The sequence below is a fragment of the Stenotrophomonas sp. SMYL20 genome, from assembly GCF_036320045.1.
Lineage (GTDB): Bacteria > Pseudomonadota > Gammaproteobacteria > Xanthomonadales > Xanthomonadaceae > Stenotrophomonas > Stenotrophomonas maltophilia_A.
This window is the reverse complement of sequence record NZ_JAWIRT010000016.1, coordinates 74615-89562: the sequence shown is the minus strand read 5'-3', so window position 1 is coordinate 89562 and position 14948 is coordinate 74615. Positions and strand designations below refer to the sequence as shown.

Genomic DNA, 14948 nt, shown 5'->3' with positions numbered 1-14948 from the left:
AATTGCCGCCGCACTCCGGCATGAAGACCTTTGCCCCTTGAACACCCCTGCATTGCTGGCCGCCAGCGGCCTGAGCTTTTCCCGCAATGACGAGCCGGTGTTCGGCCCGCTGGACTTCCATGTGGACGCCGGCGAAGCCCTGCTGGTGCAGGGCGGCAATGGCGCCGGCAAGACCACCCTGCTGCGCGTGCTGGCGGGCCTGGCCCGGCCTGGTGCCGGGCAGGTGCAGATCGATGGCAGGCCGGCCGGCAATGCCGAGCGCGCGCGTTACGTCGCCTACCTCAGCCACCTGCCCGCATTGAAGCCCGATCTGGACACGCTGGAGAACCTGCACTTCCTGTGTGGCCTGCACGGCCGCCGTGCGCGGCAGATGCCCGGCAACGCGCTGGCCATCGTCGGCCTGGCCGGTTATGAGGACACCCTTGTTCGGCATCTGTCCGCCGGGCAGAAGCGGCGGCTGGCACTGGCACGCATCTGGCTGTCGCCGGCGCCGCTGTGGCTGCTCGACGAACCCTATGCCAACCTCGACCTGGAGGGCATCACCCTGGTCAACCGGATGATTTCCGCGCACCTCCGCGCCGGTGGCGCGGCGCTGGTCACCACCCACGGCGCCTATGCCGCACCGCCGGTGCGTACCCGCCAGCTCGACCTCGGCGGTACCGCATGATCGCGCCAGGCACCGAACCGGGCCTGTGGCAGACCGCAGCGGCCCTGCTCAAGCGCGACCTGCGCCTGCTCTGGCGCCGCCGCGGCGATGCGCTGCAGCCGCTGCTGTTCGCGGTACTGGTGGTGGTGCTGTTCGCGCTCGCCCAGGGCCGCGAACCGCAACTACTGGCCGCCACCGCCGGCGCGGTGCTGTGGCTGGCCGTGCTGCTGGCCGGCCAGCTGTCACTGGATTCACTGTTCCGCTCCGATGCCGAAGACGGCTCGCTGGAACAATGGCTGCTGGCGCCGGTGCCGCTGGCCTGGCTGGTGCTGGTGCGCGTGCTGCTGCACTGGGCCACCACTGCGCTGCCGCTGATCGTGGTCAGCCCATTGCTGGCCGAAATGCTGCATCTGCCGCATGACCAGCTGCCGATGTTGCTGGCATCGTTGCTGCTGGGAACACCGTTGCTGAGCCTGATCGGTGGCGTGGTCGCTGCACTGACCGTAGGCATCCGGCGCTCTGGTATTCTCGTGGCGTTGCTGTCGTTGCCGCTGTACGTGCCGGTGCTGGTGTTCGGTGCAGGCAGCCTGGCAGCGGCGGGACGCGGACAGGATCCGGTCGGTGCGCTGCTGATGCTGGGCGCCGGCCTGCTGGTCGCGCTGGTGCTGGCGCCGTTGGCCACCGCCGCTGCAATACGTATTTCTCTGAGTTGACCGAGCTGAGAGCCAATCCACCCCTGCTGGATAGCCGCCACGCATGAATCCGATTGTCCGCTGGTTCCACCAACTCGGTTCGCCCCCCACGTTCGACCGATTCGCTGCCCGCTGGTCGCGGGTGTTCTACCTCGCGGCGGTGCCGGTGCTGCTGGTCGGCATGTGGCAGGCGCTGCTGGTGGTGCCGCCGGAAGCCAAGCAGCTGGACAGCTTCCGCATCCTCTACATCCACGTGCCCAGTGCCTGGATGAGCCTGTTCGTGTTCGCGCTGATGGCGTTGTATGCGGCCATCGCCCTGATCTGGCGGATCAAGGTCTGCGAGATCCTGGCCATGGCCTGCGCGCCGATGGGTGCCGGCTTCACCCTGATCACCCTGCTCACCGGCAGCATCTGGGGCAAGGGTACCTGGGGCACCTGGTGGGACTGGGACCCGCGCATGACCAGCGAGCTGGTGCTGCTGTTCCTGTACCTGGGCGTGATCGGCCTGTATCACGCCATCGAAGACCGCCGCAGCGCCGCACGCGCAGCCGGCCTGCTGGCCATCGTCGGAGTCAGCCTGCTGCCGGTGATCCGCTATTCGGTGGACTGGTGGGGCGGCCTGCACCAGCGCCAGTCGATCAACGTGTTCGGTGAATCGGCGATCAGCAGCTCGATGATCGCGCCACTGTGGTGGATGGTGATCGGCACCAAGTTCTGGTTCGCTGGTTCGGTGCTGGCCAAGGCCCGCGCCGACAATCTCGACCGCGAGGCCGGCAAGGCCTGGGTCGGTGGTCGCGTCGATGCCGCACGTGCGGCCGGGGAGGCCCAATCATGACCCACCTGCCCTATGTGATCGGCGCCTACGCCGTGTTCGTGCTGGTACTCGGCGCCGATGCCATCGGTTCGTGGCTGCGCCTGCGCGTGGCACGCCGGTTGGCGCTGGCACGCCAGCAGCGGCAGCAGACCCGCGCCGTCAAACAGGACGCTGCGGCGCCGCTGTCGACGGAGCTGGAACGATGACGCCGGTACAACGTCGCCGCCTGGTCTGGGTACTGCTGGCCCTGCTCGCCTCCGGGCTGGCCACCGCGCTGGTGGCGATGGCGCTGGAACGCAACATCGCCTACCTGTACACGCCTTCGGAAGTGCTGCGCGGCGATGTCGATGCGCAGTCGCGGTTCCGCCTGGGCGGCATGGTGGTGAAGGGCTCCTTCAACCGCCCGGTCGGTTCGCTGGAAGCACGTTTTGAAGTGACCGACGGCGATGCCCAGCTGGCGGTGACCACGTCGCGGATCCTGCCGGACATGTTCGCCGAAGGCACGGCGGTGGTTGCCAGCGGCCGCATGCAGGACGGCACCTTCGTCGCCGACGAGGTGCTGGCCAAGCACGATGAAAAATACGTGCCGAAGGAAGTGGCCGACAAGATGGGCGACGCCCATCGCAAGCACGACGTGCCGGTGACGGCACCCGAGGTGCGCTGAGTGCTGCCCGAACTGGGTCAGATCCTGCTGCTGTGCGCGTTGCTGGCCTCGCTGCTGCAGGCCGGCCTGCCGCTGGTCGGCGCGCAGCGCAACAACAACGCGTGGATGGCGGTGGCACGACCTGCCGCGTTCGCGCAGCTGCTGCTGGTCGCCGGCGCCTTCGCGGTGCTCACCGCTGCGTTCGTGCAGCAGGACTTCTCGGTGCGCTACGTGGCCGAGAACTCCAATTCGCTGCTGCCGATGATCTACCGCTACTCGGCGGTGTGGGGTGCGCACGAGGGCTCACTGCTGATGTGGGCGCTGGTGCTGGCGCTGTGGACCGGCGCAGTGGCGCTGTTCTCGCGGCACCTGCCGGCACCGGTGCAGGCGCGTGTACTGGCGGTGATGGGCATCGTCAGCGTCGGATTCCTCGCCTTCCTGATCTTCACCTCCAACCCGTTCCTGCGCCTGAATCCGGCCCCGCTGGAAGGCCGTGATCTCAACCCGCTGCTGCAGGACCCGGGCCTGATCATCCATCCGCCGATGCTGTACATCGGTTACGTGGGCTTTGCTGTGCCGTTCGCGTTCGCGGTGGCGGCACTGCTGGAAGGCCGCGTCGACGCGCGCTGGCTACGCTGGACGCGGCCGTGGACCAACATCGCCTGGGGCTTCCTGACCCTGGGCATCGCGCTGGGCAGCTGGTGGGCGTATTACGAGCTGGGCTGGGGCGGCTGGTGGTTCTGGGACCCGGTGGAAAATGCCAGCTTCATGCCGTGGCTGGTCGGTGCGGCACTGATCCATTCGCAGGCGGTCACTGAGAAGCGCGGCACCTTCGGCAGCTGGACTCTGCTGCTGGCGATCGCGGCCTTCGCGCTGTCGCTGCTCGGCACCTTCCTGGTGCGCTCCGGTGTGCTGACCAGCGTGCATTCGTTCGCCGCCGATCCCTCGCGCGGCCTGTTCATCCTGGTGTTCCTGTCGGTGCTGGTCGGCGGCAGCCTGCTGCTTTACGCGTTGCGTGCCAGCCAGCTGAGCGTGGACGCCGACGATCCGCGCCGTGGCTTCACCGCCACCTCGCGCGAGACCCTGCTGCTGGCCAACAACCTGCTGCTGGCCACCGCCTGCGCGATGGTGCTGCTCGGCACGCTGTACCCGCTGCTGGCCGATGCGCTGTCGCTGGGCAAGATCTCGGTCGGCCCGCCCTACTTCGGCAGCCTGTTCCTGCTGCTGATGGCGCCGATGATTCTGCTGCTGCCGTTCGGCCCGCTGGTGAAGTGGCAGCGCGACCAGCCCTCGCGCGCGTTCGCGCTGCTGGCACCCTGGCTGGGGCTGGCGGTGCTGCTGGGTGCGCTGGCCTGGTGGCAGGCGCCGCAGAACGGCTGGAAGGCCGGTCTCGGTGTCGCTGCCGCGGTCTGGGTCGGCTTCGGTACCGCACGTTTCGTCTGGCAGCGACTGCGCGGCAATGGCCGCTTCACCGCCGAAATGCTCGGCATGATCGTCGCCCATGCCGGCATCGCCGTGTTCCTGGCCGGTGCGCTGCTGGTGGAAGCCCTGAACGTACAGCGTGAAGTGGCGCTGGCACCGGGCCAACAGGTTGTGGTCGGCCGCCACGAGGTGCGCTTCGAGGGCGTGGACCATCGTGAAGGACCGAACTTCATCGCCGACCGCGGCCACCTGCGCGTGTTCCGCAACGGCCGCGAGCTGGCCCTGCTGCATCCGGAAAAGCGCCAGTACGCCAGCGGCGGCCAGGTGATGACCGAGGCCGGCATCGATGCACGCCTCGATGGTGATGTCTACGTGGCATTGGGCGAGCCGCTGGGCAACAATGCATGGGCGGTCCGGGTGCACATCAAGCCGTTCGTGCGCTGGATCTGGCTGGGCGCGCTGTTGATGGCCCTGGGCGGATTCATCACCGCCGCCGACCGCCGCTTCCGTCGTCCGTAGGAGTTTCCATGTCCGAGTCCCCCGCCCCGCGCCCCTCCCGCCCGCTGCCGCCGGTAGCCATCGTGATCGGCGTGCTGTTCTTCTTCGGCCTGCTCGGGCTGATGATCTACGGGGTGATGAAATCGGGTGACCCGCAGCGCGACGTGCTGCCATCGGCGCTGATCGACAAGCCGGCGCCGGCGTTCGCGCTGCCGGTGCTGCACGACCCGGAAATGATCGTGCACAGCGACGATCTGCGCGGCGCGCCTTACCTGTTGAACGTGTGGGGCAGCTGGTGCGCGGCCTGCCGCGAGGAACACCCGGTGCTGACCCGTTTCGCCGAGAGCAAGCGCGTGCGCGTGATCGGCTACAACTGGAAGGATGAACCGACCGATGCCCTGCATTGGCTGGAACAGCTGGGCAACCCGTTCATGGTCGTGCTCAGCGACGTGGAAGGCCGCACCGCGATCGACTGGGGCGTGACCGCCGCACCGGAGACCTTCCTGGTCGATGGCAGCGGCATCGTGCGCTGGAAGTACAGCGGTGCGATGACCCAGCGCGTGGTCGACGAGAAGCTGATCCCGGCACTGGAGAAGATCGAGAAGGCCCAGGGCAATGCCGGCAACACCCTGCATACGGCGCCCTGAACCGATGCGCTGGCTGCTGGCGCTGCTGCTCCTGATGCTGCCGTTGGCCGCGCTGGCCCAGCAGCCGCTGCACGACCCGCAGCCGCTGCAGTTCCGCGATGGCGCCGAGGAACGCCGCTTCCACGACCTGGCCGCGCAGCTGCGCTGCGTGCAGTGCCAGAACCAGTCGTTGGCCGACTCGAACGCGCAGATCGCGCAGGACCTGCGCCGCGAGGTGCTGCAGCTGATGCAGCAGGGCCGCGACGACGCACAGATCAAGCAGTTCCTGGTCGCGCGCTACGGTGAGTTCGTGCTCTATCAACCGCCTCTGCAGCCGGGCACCTGGCTGCTGTGGGGCGGTCCGCTGCTGGTGCTGGGCGCCGGCGCGCTGGTGGTACTGGGCATCGTCCGCCGCCGTGGCCGCACGGTTGCTGCCGCCCCCGCCAGCAAGACCGATGAAGGAGACGGATGGTGAGCCATTGGCTGGCGATGCTGGCTGGACTGGTGGCCGCACTGATGGCGGCGCTGGTGCTGTGGCCGCTGCGCCACCACGGTCGCCGCGGTTTCGTGGTGGGCGTGCTCGCGCTGGGCGTGGCCGGAGCCTGCCTGTATCTGCTGGTTGGTGATCCGCGTGCCGCACAGGTACAACCGACCCCGTCGGTAGCCACCCTGCGCGATGGCGTGCAGGCCCTGCAGGATGCACTGAAGCGAGACCCGCAGCGAGCCGATGGCTGGACGCTGCTGGGCCGGTCGCAGGCCGAACTGGGCAACGCCGCAGCCGCCGCGGACGCCTTCGCACGTGCTGCCGCTCTCGCCCCGGAAGACCCCGGCGTGCTGGTGGAAGCGGCGCAGGCACGTGCGCAGGCCGATGCCGGCAAGCAGTTCGATGACACCGCGATGGCCTGGTTGCAGCAGGCCCGTGCGCTGGCGCCCGATGCAGAGCGCGCCAGCTGGCTGCTGGGCATCGCCCTGCGCCAGCGCGGAAAGAATGCCGAGGCTGCCGACATCTGGGGCGGCCTGCTGCCACGGCTTGAGCCCGGCGCCGCGCAGGCGCTGCAGGCGCAGATCGCCATCGCCCGCGAAGCCGCCGGCCAGGCGCCCGATGCTGCCGCTGCGGCGCCACCGGCGCTGCTGCAGGTGCGCGTGCAACTGCCTGCGCTGAACAACGCCGAGTGGCCCGCCAGCACCCAGGTATTCGTGCTGGCCCGCGCCGTGGGTGGACCGCCGATGCCGGTGGCCGCACGCAAGCTGCCTCTGGCCGGTTTCCCGGCCACGGTCGGGCTGGGCGACGCAGACAGCCCGATGCCGACCGCACCGTTGTCCGCGCATCGCGAAGTAGAAGTGCTGGCACGCATCTCGCGCAGCGGCAGTGCCAACCGCAGCGAGGACGATCTGCAGAGCGTGCCGGTGAAGGTGAGCCTGCCGCATGAAGGCGTGGTGGAGCTGCGGTTCCCGTAGTGGCGGGGGGGGGGGGGGCGCCCCCCCGCGGGCCGCCCACAGAGTAGTGGGGCGGGGGCGCGCGGCGCGCGCCCCCCCCCCCCGCCCCCCCCCGCCGGGGGGGGGGGGGCCCCCCCCCCCCCCCGCCACTACCCGGTGCATCGCCGATGGAAACCAGCGTGTCGCCAGCTCCACATGCGGCCCAGCTAGAATGACTGCATGACCGAATTCATCCCGCCCGGCACCCGCTTCCACGCCCTGCCCTCGCCGTTCCCATTCAAGCGCGGTGGCGCCCTGCACGGCGCACGCGTGGCCTACGAAACCTGGGGAACGCTGGCGGCCGACGCCAGCAACGCGATCCTGATCGTGACCGGCCTGTCGCCGGATGCACACGCCGCGGCCAATGACGCCAACTCCGCACCGGGCTGGTGGGAAGGCATGGTCGGCCCCGGCAAGCCGATCGATACCGACCGCTGGTTCGTGGTCTGCGTGAATTCGCTGGGCAGCTGCAAGGGCTCGACCGGTCCCGCCTCGCTCAACCCGGCCACGGGCCAACCGTATCGCCTCGACTTCCCCGAGCTGTCGATCGAAGACGGCGCACGCGCCGCGATCGAAGTCGTGCGTGCACTGGGCATCGAACAGCTTGCCTGCGTGGTCGGCAATTCAATGGGCGGCATGACCGCACTCGCGGTACTGATGCTGCACCCGGGCATTGCGCGCAGCCACGTCAACATTTCCGGCAGTGCGCAGGCACTGCCGTTCTCGATCGCGATCCGTTCACTGCAGCGCGAGGCAATCCGTCTTGATCCGCGCTGGAATGGCGGTCACTACGACGATGCCGAGTATCCCGAGTCCGGCATGCGCATGGCGCGCAAGCTGGGCGTGATCACCTACCGTTCGGCACTGGAATGGGATGGCCGCTTCGGCCGCGTGCGGCTGGATTCGGACCAGGCCGACGACGATCCGTTCGGCCTGGAATTCCAGGTGGAAAGCTACCTGGAAGGCCATGCCCGGCGCTTCGTGCGCTTCTTCGATCCGAACTGCTATCTGTACCTGAGCCGTTCGATGGACTGGTTCGACCTGGCCGAATACGCCGACGGTGATGTGCTGGCCGGGCTGGCGAAGATCCGGGTGGAGAAGGCGCTGGCGATCGGCGCCAACACCGACATCCTGTTCCCGGTGCAGCAGCAGCAACAGGTCGCCGACGGCCTGCGCGCAGGCGGTGCCGATGCGCGCTTCATCGGCCTGGAGTCGCCGCAGGGCCATGACGCCTTCCTCGTCGATTTCGAGCGTTTCGGCCCGGCCGTGCGCGGCTTCCTCGACGCGCTGTAAGTGGCATGGCGGCGTAACCTCGCGCTGGCCGCATTCGGTGCGTTGATCGCACTGACGGTCAGCGGCGTGCTGCCGCTGTGGCTGGGCGGTTGGTGCCTGCTCGCCAGCGCGGTGTCGTTCGGCCTGTACGGCCACGACAAGCGCGCGGCGCAGCGAAAGCAGTGGCGGATTCCCGAGCGCACACTGCAGTTGCTGGCTTTTGCCGGCGGTTGGCCGGGCGGGCTGCTGGGCCAGGCGCTGTTCCGCCACAAGCATCGCAAAGCCGAATTCCAGTGGGTGTTCTGGCTGTGCGTGCTGGCCAGCGTGGCCTCGATCGCGGTGATGCTGCGCGAGTTCTCGTGGTAACCGTTCGAATGGGTGGTGCCGGCCGCTGGCCGGCAATTGCGTATCCATATCAAGCGCCATGAGGTTGCCGGCCAGCGGCCGGCACTACCATTCACGCTTCGCGCACCACTCCCCCATCACGCAACCGGTACTGCGCATCCACCACGCCGTCGGGCAGGTCGTCGTGGGTGATCATCAGCAGGCTGCGCCCGTCCAGCAACCCGGAGAGGTCCTGCAGCAACGCACGTGCGGTATCCACATCCAGGCCTTCGGTCGGTTCGTCCAGCAGCAGGATCGGCGCATTGCGCAGCAGCGCGCGCGCCAGCGCCAGGCGTCGTGCCTGGCCGGCCGACATCGTCGCGCCGTTCTCGCCCACCCAGGTCTGCAGGCCACCGTTGCGCTCGGCCCACTCACCCAGGCGCACGCGACGCAGCACCGCCCACAACGCTGCGTCACTGGCATCGGGATCACCCAATCGCAGGTTCTCGGCCACGCTGCCGGCAAACACCGGCGCGTTCTGCGGCAGCCACGCCAGTTGCCGGTGCCAGTCGCCCTGGGCGAAATCACGCAGGTCGCGGCCCCCGTAGGTCAACCGTCCTTGTTGCGGATCCCATAACCGCAGCAGCAGGCTCGACAGGGTGGTCTTGCCACTGCCGCTGTCGCCGCGAATCGCGATCCGCTCACCCGGCGCCAGGGTCAGCTGCAGGCCGGACAACACCGGCCGCGCCGCACCGGGCCACTGGAAGTGCACGTCATCCCAATGCACGCGCGCGGCCTGCGGCACCGCCTGCGGCGCCTGCGGGTCCTCCACCGTCGGCGGTTGCTCGACGATGGCCTGCAGGCGATCGGCGGCGATGCGCCCGGACTGCAGCGACTGCCAGGCCAGGCCCATGCCGGCCCACAGTTCGATCAGTGCCACGGTGAGGAACACCAGACCCGCCGCCATTTCCGGCGCGATGCGCTGCTGTTCGGCCGCATGCAGGGCCAATGCCAGCATCGCCACCAGGCCCAGCCCGGCGACCAGGCCATGCAGGGTCGAGGCCGCGATCAGGCGCCAGCGCCGACGACGATCCCGCGAAGCCAGCTGCTTGGCGGCCACGCGCACCTTCAACTGCCACGCTGCATCGGCATGCAACGCGGCCAGATCACCCGCGCCCTCCAGTCCTTCGAAGGCTGCGGTACGCAGGGCAGCACGATGCGCGGCACGGTCGGCCTCCTCATCGTCGCGACCACGCACGCCCAGCCACGGCACACCGAAGGCGATCAGCAACGCCAGCACCGCCAGCAGTACCGCCGCAGACGGCAGGATCACAGCGGCCGAGGCGATCGCCACCAGTGACAGCACACCCAGCGCCACCAGCGGCCCGATCGCACGCACCAGCAGGCCATCCACCTCATTGATGTCACCCAGCAGGCGTGCCAGCAGTTCGCCGGTACGCGTGGCCCCCAGCCGAGCCGGTGCCAGTGGCAGCGCGCGGCGGAAGAACCACACGCGCAGGTCGCGGGCGATGCGCAGGGTGGCATCGTGGCCGACCAGCTTTTCGAAGTAACGCGACACGATGCGCGCCATGGTCAGGCCGCGGATGCCGGCCGACGGCGAAAAGAAGTTGAAGCCCTGCGCCAGCCCGGCCGCACCGGCCAGCGCAGCGGCGGTCAGGAAGCCACCGGACAGGCCCAGCAGGGCGGTGCCGGCCAGCATCGTGATCCACAGCAGCAGCACGGTCAGCAGCAGACGCGGGCGATGGCGCAGGAACACCGCGCGCAGCGAATCAGGCGAACGGCTCATGCGCGCACCGCCTGTGCCGGCTCGACCAGGCGGCCTTCCGGCAACAGCAGGCAACGGTCAGCCCACGCGATCACCGCAGGGCTGTGGGTGGCGACCACCACGGTACGTCCACGTGCATAGGCGGCCAGGCTGCGCAGCAGCGCGGCTTCGGTATCGGCATCGAGGAACGCAGTCGGTTCGTCCAGCAGCAGCACCTGCGGGTCGCGCAGCAGCAGGCGGGCCAGACCGATGCGGCGTGCTTCACCACCGGACAGGCCGAAGCCGCGCTCGCCGATCACGGTATCCAGCCCCTGCGGCAGGCGCTGTGCGAACTGCAGCACCTGCGAGGCCTCGGCCACTGCGCGCAACCGCGCATCGCTGGCACCGGGATCGGCCAGGCGCAGGTTGTCGGCGATGCTGCCGTGGAAGAGGTACGGCCGCTGGCTGGCATAGGCCACCTGCACGCCGGGACGCAGCTGCAGCTTGCCGGCACGCGGCGGCAACCATCCGGCCAGTGCTTCCAGCAGCGTGCTCTTGCCGGATCCGCTGGGGCCGACCAGGGCCAGGCGCTGGCCCGGTTCCAGCAGCACATCCAGATCCTGCAGCACGTCGTGCGGCGCGCCCAACGGGCGCAGCACCAGCCCCTGCGCCTGCAGCGGCGGCAATGCGGCCTCGGCCGGCTCCACCGCCAGCGGCGCGATCTCGTTCTCGATCAGGCCCTGCTCATCGGGCAGCGACTGCAGCAGGCGCTCCACCTCGGCGGCGGCAGCCAGTGCGTTGGCACGATCGTGGTAGTGCGCGGCCAGACGCCGTAGCGGCGCGTAGAACTCCGGCGCCAGCAGCAGGCAGAACAGCCCAGCGCCCAGCGTCGGCACTGCTGCATGCAGCGTCATCAGGCCCAGATAACTCAGGCCCAGGTACAGCGCAACCATCGCCACGCTCACCGAGGCGAAGAATTCCAGCACCGTGGACGACAGGAAGGCGATGCGCAGCACCTTCATCGTACGCACGCGCACGCCTTCGGCGGCGGCCGCGATGCCGTCCAGTTCGGCCTCGCCGCGGCCATACAGGCGCAGCAGGCCCAGCCCCTTGATGCGGTCGGCGAAGTGGCCGCTCATCCGCGCCAGCTCGCCCAGCTGCGCACGGCCGGCGGCTTCAGCGCCCCAGCCCACCAGCATCATGAAGAACGGCACCAGCGGTGCGGTGAACAGCAGGATCAGCGCCACCACCCAATCCACCCAGGCCACTGCGGCCAGGATCAGCAGCGGCACCACCACCACTTCGGTGCGCACCGGCAGGAAGCCGCTGTAATAGCTCTCGATCGCATCACCGTGATGCAGCATCAGTTCGCCCAGCTCGCCGGTGCGGCGCTGGCGCAGCCACAGCGGCCCATGCCCAAGCAGGCGCGCGAACACACGCTCGCGCAGCGCCAACCGCGCGGCATCGGCCACATCACCGGCAGCCGCCTGGGTGGCGCTGCCCAGCAGCGTGCGCAGCACCAGGATCACCGCCAGCCCAGCGAGCACCGGCAGGCCCGACGCCAGCGGTGCGCGCTCCACCAGCACCTGCTGCACCAGCCAGGCGATGGCAGCGGCCTGGCCGATCAGCAGCGCCCCGGACAGGCTGATGCACAGCGCCGCCAGCCGCTGGCGACCTCGAGCGGAGCGCGCAAGATCGGCCAGCCAGGCGGTGCGGGCACGCCGCTGGCGGGTCGTTTCGGCTTCCGGGGAAAGGCCGTCAGGGGTCGTTTCGGCAGCGCTCAAGGGGTCTTCACGGGTAACAGGGGAGACACGGCATTGTAGGCGCAGGCAACAGCCTCCCCCTGCGGCCGGCGGTCGCAGTCTTCATCGGGTTGGCATACGATCCTCCTGAATACCCATTCATACATTGATCTGGATCAAGGCTGTTTGAAGTAGTCGGTCACATCATTCACCCCGTAGACCACCCTTCCCGCCACCTGCAACGGCACTATCCAACGAGGTAGCCAGGCCATGATTGATCAGACAGTCGTAGAACTGTCGCGGCTGCAATTCGCTCTGACCGCGATGTACCACTTCCTATTCGTCCCGCTCACGCTTGGCCTGTCCTTCATGGTGGCCATCATGGAGAGCGTGTACGTCATGACCCGCAAGCAGGTCTGGCGGCAGATGACCCTGTTCTGGGGCACCCTGTTCGGCATCAACTTCGCCATCGGCGTGGCCACCGGCCTGGTGATGGAGTTCCAGTTCGGCATGAACTGGTCCTACTACAGCCACTACGTGGGCGACATCTTCGGTGCGCCGCTGGCCATCGAAGGCCTGATGGCGTTCTTCCTGGAAGCGACCTTCATCGGCCTGTTCTTCTTCGGCTGGAAGCGCCTGAGCCCGGTCAAGCACCTTACTGTGACCTGGCTGATGGCGCTGGGCACCAACCTGTCGGCGGTGTGGATCCTGATCGCCAACGGCTGGATGCAGAACCCGACCGGTGCGGTGTTCAACCCGGAAACGATGCGCATGGAAGTGGTCGACTTCGCTGCGGTTCTGCTGAACCCGGTGGCCCAGGCCAAGTTCGTGCACACCGTCAGTGCCGGCTACGTGACCGGTGCGATCTTCGTGATGTCGATCAGCGCCCTGTACCTGCTGCGCAACAAGCATCGGGACATGGCCCGCCGTTCGTTCGCGGTGGCCGCAGCCTTCGGCCTGCTGTCCTCGCTGTCGGTGGTGGTGCTGGGTGACGAGAGTGGTTACGCCGCCAGCGAACACCAGAAGATGAAGCTGGCCGCGATCGAAGCAATGTGGGAAACCGAGCGTGCACCGGCCGACTTCACCGCCTTCGGCATTCCCAACCAGGACACCCACCAGAACGACTACGCGGTGAAGATCCCGTACCTGATGGGCCTGATCGCCACCCGTTCGCTGGACCAGCCGATCCCGGGCATCCTGGAACTGGTGGAGCGTGCCGAGCACCGCATCCGCGGCGGCCAGATCGCCTATGGCGCACTGGAACGCGTGAAGAAGAACCGGAACGACCTCGAAGCACGCGAGATGTTCGATCGCCACTGGCAGGATCTCGGCCACGGCCTGCTGCTGAAGCGCTACCGCGAAGACATCCTCAACGCGACGCCGGAGGAAATCTCCAAGGCCGCGATGGATACCGTCCCGCGCGTGGCCCCGCTGTTCTGGACCTTCCGCATCATGGCGGGCCTGGGCTTCTACCTGATCGCCTTCTTCGCACTGGCGTTCTACTTCTCGTGCCGCAACAACTTCCAGGACAAGCGCTGGTTCCTGAAGCTGGCCGTGTGGTCGCTGCCGGCACCGTGGATCGCGATCGAGTGCGGTTGGTTCGTCGCCGAGTACGGCCGCCAGCCGTGGGCGGTGGATGGTGTGCTGCCCACCTTCTACGCGGCATCGGGCCTGGCACTGCATGAAATCCTGACCACGCTGGCGGTGTTCACCAGCTTGTACACGGTGCTGCTGATCATCGAGATCAAGCTGATGCTGAAGGCGGTCCGCAAGGGTCCGGACGACATCCTGCCCTCGCTGCAGGCCGATATCCGCCCCGCTTCCCCCAATGCAGTCGCCCCCGGCCAGGCCTGAGGCAGGAGAATCCAGATGGAATTCATTGCACTTGATTACACCACGCTCCGCGTGATCTGGTGGCTGCTGCTCGGCATCCTGCTGATCGGCTGGGCCGTGATGGATGGTTTCGATCTTGGTGTCGGCACGCTGCTGCCGTTCGTGGCCAAGACCGATGAAGAACGCCGGCTGGTGATCAACACCGTCGGCCCGGTGTGGGAAGGCAACCAGGTCTGGCTGGTGCTGGGTGGTGGCGCGATCTTCGCCGCATGGCCGCCGCTGTATGCGGTCAGCTTCTCCGGCTTCTACCTGGCGGTGTTTGCGATGCTGTTCGGGCTGATCCTGCGCCCGGTCGGCTTCAAGTACCGCAGCAAGCTGCCGTCCAAGCGCTGGCGCGACAACTGGGACCGCGTGCTGTTCATCGGCGGCCTGCTGCCGGGCCTGATTGCCGGCGTCGCCGTGGGCAACGTGCTGCTGGGTGTGCCGTTCCACTTCGATGACACCCTGCGCGTGACCTACACCGGTTCGTTCTTCGGCCTGCTCACCCCGTTCGCGCTCATCGCCGGCCTGATCAGCGTGGCCATGCTGGTTTCGCATGGTGCGGCCATGCTGGTGATCAAGACCGACGGCCCGGTGGCCGAACGTGCCGCACGTTACGGCAGCGTCGCCGCCATCGTCAGCTTCGTGCTGTTCGCCGTGGCCGGTGCCTGGGTGGCCTTCGGCCTGCCGGGTTACCAGATCACCTCGCAGGTGGTCACCGATGGCCCGACCAATCCGCTGCTGAAGACCGCCGAACTGGGCACGGCCGCCGGTGGCTGGCTGCGCAACTACAGCTCCATGCCGGCGACGCTGGTGTTCCCGGTGCTGGGCCTGCTGGGCGCACTGGCCAGCGCGGTACTGCTGCGCGCACGTCGTGGTGGCCTGGCCTTCATCGCCTCGGGCGCCTCGATCGCCGGCATCATCCTGACCGTCGGCTTTGCGATCTTCCCGTTCCTGCTGCCGTCCTCCAGCCAGCCCACCTCCAGCCTGACTGTCTGGGACAGCTCGTCCAGCCATCTGACGCTGTGGGTCATGCTGCTGGCCACGGCCATCTTCCTGCCGATCATCATCGCTTACACCACCTGGGTGTACCGCGTACTGAAGGGCAAGACGACGGTCGAGGAAATGGGCGACAACCCCAACGCTTACTGATTGC

The 14948-nt window shown here is 68.2% G+C and carries 15 protein-coding genes; 13 read left to right on the top strand and 2 right to left on the bottom strand.

What is annotated here, in order from left to right; all coding sequences use genetic code 11:
* Nucleotides 1-37: 37 nt before the first annotated feature.
* The 11 genes from ccmA (at nucleotide 38) to V3B48_RS13630 (ending at nucleotide 8455) form a co-directional block, all read left to right on the top strand.
* Complete coding sequence (gene ccmA, locus V3B48_RS13680) at nucleotides 38-667, top strand: heme ABC exporter ATP-binding protein CcmA (protein ID WP_032129784.1); 630 nt, start codon at nucleotides 38-40, stop codon at nucleotides 665-667.
* Nucleotides 664-1359, top strand: coding sequence for a heme exporter protein CcmB (ccmB, locus tag V3B48_RS13675; RefSeq protein ID WP_032129785.1), 696 nt, complete (start codon nucleotides 664-666; stop codon nucleotides 1357-1359). The genes ccmA and ccmB overlap by 4 nt, the downstream gene beginning before the upstream one ends.
* Nucleotides 1360-1402: 43 nt before the next feature.
* A complete protein-coding gene (gene ccmC / locus V3B48_RS13670) occupies nucleotides 1403-2173 on the top strand; it encodes a heme ABC transporter permease CcmC (protein ID WP_329893887.1) in 771 nt (256 codons plus the stop codon).
* Nucleotides 2170-2358 carry a heme exporter protein CcmD gene (locus V3B48_RS13665; protein ID WP_032129786.1) on the top strand — a complete coding sequence of 63 codons (189 nt, stop codon included), beginning with the start codon at nucleotides 2170-2172 and terminating at the stop codon, nucleotides 2356-2358. Before ccmC ends, V3B48_RS13665 begins: the two co-directional genes overlap by 4 nt.
* Nucleotides 2355-2816: a cytochrome c maturation protein CcmE gene (ccmE, locus tag V3B48_RS13660; RefSeq protein ID WP_100440627.1), complete on the top strand. Its 462-nt coding sequence runs from the start codon at nucleotides 2355-2357 to the stop codon at nucleotides 2814-2816. Before V3B48_RS13665 ends, ccmE begins: the two co-directional genes overlap by 4 nt.
* Entirely contained in the window at nucleotides 2817-4736 is a 1920-nt protein-coding gene (locus tag V3B48_RS13655; protein WP_121505074.1) for a heme lyase CcmF/NrfE family subunit, read from the top strand.
* An 8-nt stretch (nucleotides 4737-4744) separates the two neighbouring features.
* The gene (locus tag V3B48_RS13650) at nucleotides 4745-5362 is read left to right on the top strand and encodes a DsbE family thiol:disulfide interchange protein (RefSeq protein WP_121505073.1); all 618 of its coding nucleotides are present in this window, start codon (nucleotides 4745-4747) and stop codon (nucleotides 5360-5362) included.
* Between the two features lie 4 nt (nucleotides 5363-5366).
* Entirely contained in the window at nucleotides 5367-5816 is a 450-nt protein-coding gene (locus V3B48_RS13645; protein WP_121505072.1) for a cytochrome c-type biogenesis protein, read from the top strand.
* A complete protein-coding gene (locus V3B48_RS13640) occupies nucleotides 5810-6799 on the top strand; it encodes a cytochrome C biogenesis protein (RefSeq protein ID WP_121505071.1) in 990 nt (329 codons plus the stop codon). The genes V3B48_RS13645 and V3B48_RS13640 overlap by 7 nt, the downstream gene beginning before the upstream one ends.
* A 198-nt stretch (nucleotides 6800-6997) precedes the next feature.
* A complete protein-coding gene (locus tag V3B48_RS13635; protein WP_049423967.1) occupies nucleotides 6998-8110 on the top strand; it encodes a homoserine O-acetyltransferase in 1113 nt (370 codons plus the stop codon).
* Nucleotides 8111-8455 carry a DUF1294 domain-containing protein gene (locus tag V3B48_RS13630; RefSeq protein WP_329893886.1) on the top strand — a complete coding sequence of 115 codons (345 nt, stop codon included), beginning with the start codon at nucleotides 8111-8113 and terminating at the stop codon, nucleotides 8453-8455.
* Between the two features lie 91 nt (nucleotides 8456-8546).
* Here V3B48_RS13630 and cydC read toward each other — a convergent pair whose 3' ends face one another.
* Complete coding sequence (gene cydC / locus V3B48_RS13625) at nucleotides 8547-10220, bottom strand: thiol reductant ABC exporter subunit CydC (protein WP_329893885.1); 1674 nt, start codon at nucleotides 10218-10220, stop codon at nucleotides 8547-8549.
* The gene (gene cydD / locus V3B48_RS13620) at nucleotides 10217-11962 is read right to left on the bottom strand and encodes a thiol reductant ABC exporter subunit CydD (protein ID WP_329893884.1); all 1746 of its coding nucleotides are present in this window, start codon (nucleotides 11960-11962) and stop codon (nucleotides 10217-10219) included. The genes cydC and cydD overlap by 4 nt, the downstream gene beginning before the upstream one ends.
* 228 nt (nucleotides 11963-12190) lie before the next feature.
* Between cydD and V3B48_RS13615 the strand changes: the two genes are divergently transcribed.
* Both V3B48_RS13615 and cydB read left to right on the top strand, forming a co-directional pair.
* The gene (locus V3B48_RS13615; RefSeq protein WP_032129413.1) at nucleotides 12191-13774 is read left to right on the top strand and encodes a cytochrome ubiquinol oxidase subunit I; all 1584 of its coding nucleotides are present in this window, start codon (nucleotides 12191-12193) and stop codon (nucleotides 13772-13774) included.
* Between the two features lie 15 nt (nucleotides 13775-13789).
* The gene (gene cydB, locus V3B48_RS13610; RefSeq protein WP_329893883.1) at nucleotides 13790-14944 is read left to right on the top strand and encodes a cytochrome d ubiquinol oxidase subunit II; all 1155 of its coding nucleotides are present in this window, start codon (nucleotides 13790-13792) and stop codon (nucleotides 14942-14944) included.
* Nucleotides 14945-14948: the final 4 nt, after the last annotated feature.